The sequence below is a fragment of the Protofrankia sp. Cr1 genome (assembly GCF_963555865.1).
In the GTDB taxonomy this organism is placed as follows: Bacteria; Actinomycetota; Actinomycetes; order Frankiales; family Frankiaceae; genus Protofrankia.
The window spans coordinates 59,872-61,338 of the sequence record NZ_CAUVXO010000001.1 but is presented as its reverse complement, the minus strand read 5'-3'; the positions used below and the strand labels follow the sequence as shown (position 1 = coordinate 61,338).

The window sequence follows — 1,467 nt, the reverse complement described above, 5'->3', positions numbered from 1 at the left end:
GGTCCGAGCGGCGCTGGAACCGCCGCCGCGCCGCGGCGCCGACAACGACAGCGGTGGCGAGGCCGGCAAGACCGGCGACACCGGCCGGCCACGCCCCCCGCGAGCCGCCGCCAGTCCGGCCGGTACGGGCAAGCAGCCCGCCGACGTCCGGCATCTTCACAGTCACCACCAGGCGTCGATGATCATAATCTGGCGTCACGGTCACGGCAGGCCGCGTTCCAGCCCGGCTGGGCCGGCTGGGCCGGCTAGGCCGGCTGGGCCGGACACGTTGAGGTGCACCCTCGGTACCCGGACACCGATCCTCGTGACAATCTCGTAGTTGATGGTCCCGAGGGCATCCGCCCAGTCGGCGGCGGTGGGTTCGCCGTGCTCCCCCGGCCCGAACAGGATGACCTGATCGCCCGCCTGAACTGGATCGTCGCCGACGTCCAGGACGAACTGGTCCATGCACACGGTGCCGGCGATGCGCCTGCGGCGGCCGGCCAACAGCACCTCGGCCGTGTTGCCCGCCGACCGCGGTACGCCGTCGGCGTACCCGAGTGGCACCAACGCGAGCGTCGTCTCGTCCAGGGTGGTGTATCGGTGGCCATAGGACACCCCGCCGCCGGCCGGCACCCGCTTGGCCAACGCCAGCCGAGCGGTGAGTGTCATGGCCGGGCGCAGGCCGAGGGCTGTGGGAGGACCGAGGGCAGGTCCGGGCGACAGGCCGTACACCGAGATTCCCGGGCGGACCAGGTCGAAGTGTGCGTCCGGGCTGATCAGGGTCGCGGCCGAGTTGGCCAGGTGGCGCACGCGCGGACGTAGACCGGCCTTCTCCGCGATGGCCACCGCGTCCCGGAAGTACCCGATCTGCGCGCGGACGGTCGGATGGCCGGGCGAGTCCGCGAACGCGAAGTGGCTCCACACACCGACCACGTCGATCAGGCCGTCGGCGACACGCGCCGCCGACGCGGCACACAGGGACGGCCAGCCCGCCTCGGTCGCCCCCGCCCGGTTCAGGCCGGTGTCGGCTTTGAGATGGACCCGTGCGGTGCGGCCGGTCAACCGCGCGGCCGCGGCGATCTCCGCCAGCGACCAGGGCGCCGACACCGACAGGTCGACGTCGGCGGCAATCGCCTCGGTGAGCGGCTCCCCGGGCGTGCTGAGCCAGGCGAACACCGGTACCGTGAGCCCGGCGGCGCGCAGCGCGAGCGCCTCGGATATGAACGCGACCCCGAGCCAGCTCGCACCGGCCTCCAGCGCGGCACGCGCGCAGGGCAGCATCCCGTGACCATAGCCGTCGGCCTTGACCACCGCCATGGTCGCGGCGTTGCCGGCACGGGTGACCAATGTCGCCACGGACTCGCGGACCGCGTCAAGATCGACAACCGCGCACGCGGGTAGGTTGCCGCTCTGCCGTGTCATCCGAAGCCTTCCTGACCTGCCCACACAGCCTCACCGGCCAAAGGCCGCGCGATCATGGTTCTA

General features: G+C 72.4%; 1 protein-coding gene. It reads right to left on the bottom strand.

Annotated features, from left to right (window positions below; genetic code table 11):
• Positions 1–201 precede the first annotated feature (201 nt).
• Positions 202–1,404: an alanine racemase gene (alr, locus tag U9980_RS00330; protein ID WP_322766186.1), complete on the bottom strand. Its 1,203-nt coding sequence runs from the start codon at positions 1,402–1,404 to the stop codon at positions 202–204.
• Positions 1,405–1,467: the final 63 nt, after the last annotated feature.